We start from the raw sequence: 1052 nt of genomic DNA, 5'->3' as shown, positions 1-1052 counted from the left end.
GAGGTTTCAACATACGGGAGGCTCGGCTTCAATTCCTCGATGCGCGCCTTCACCTTCGCGATCACGTCGCGGGCGTTGCCGCCCGAGCGGATGATGACGACGCCGCCCGCCACTTCGCCCTCGCCGTTCAGCTCCGCGATGCCGCGGCGCATCTCGGGGCCCACGCGCACCTGCGCGACGTCGCCGAGGAGCACGGGCGTGCCTGCGGCGTCGGCCTTGAGGACGATCTGCCGGAAGTCGTCGAGGGTCTTCAGGTAGCCGTGGGCGGTCACCATGAATTCCGCTTCGGAGAGCTCGACGGAGCCGCCGCCCGCCTCCTGGTTGGAGCGCGAGAGCGCGCTCTTCACGTCGCCGATCGTGAGCCCGCGCTGCGCAAGCGTCACCGGGTCGGGGATGGTCTTGAGTTCGTACTTGAGGAACCAGTCCTGGAGCGAGCGCAGGCTCTCGAGGTCCTCGCGGCCGGAGCGGTCGACGAGCGCGTATTCATAAATCCAGCCCACGCCCGTGGCGTCGGGGCCGAGCTCGGGCGTGACGCCCGAGGGGAGCTTGCCCGAGATGCCCGAGAGCGACTCGAGGACGCGAGAGCGCGCCCAGTAGAGGTCCGTGCCGTCCTCGAAGAGCACGTAGACGTAGGACGTCCCGAAGAGCGAGAAGCCGCGCACCGTCGTGGCGCCCGGCACCGAGAGCATCGTCGTGCTGATCGGATAGGTGACCTGATCCTCGACGATCTGCGGCGCCTGACCGGTGTAGTCGGTCTTCACGATCACCTGCACGTCGGAGAGGTCGGGAAGCGCGTCGACGGGCGTGCGCAGGATCGTGAGCACGCCCGCAAAGGCGAGGAGCAGCGCCGCGAGGAGGACGAGCATGCGGTTCGCGACCGACGCCCGGATGATTTTCTCAATCATGGCCGCTCCTTATTAGTGCGTGTGCCCGGAAGCCGTCGCGGCAGAGCCGCCCTGCGCCTCACTCCCGGCGGACGGCATCGCCATTGCGGCGCCCGACGCCTCCATGGGGGCGTCGGCCTCCTTGGGCGCCCTCGGCGCGAGCGGCTT

Annotated in this window: 1 protein-coding gene; it reads right to left on the bottom strand. The window is 68.8% G+C overall.

Annotated elements, in window-relative coordinates:
* The coding region (locus ACT6Y9_RS11090; protein ID WP_443744572.1) for an efflux RND transporter permease subunit at positions 1-905 on the bottom strand (905 nt) is incomplete at its 3' end.
* Positions 906-1052 lie beyond the last annotated feature (147 nt).

Origin of the sequence: Sutterella sp. (assembly GCF_052272535.1) — a bacterium.
Lineage (GTDB): Bacteria > Pseudomonadota > Gammaproteobacteria > Burkholderiales > Burkholderiaceae_F > Sutterella.
The sequence above is the reverse complement of the archived record's forward strand: the minus strand, read 5'-3'. Positions and strand labels throughout refer to the sequence as shown.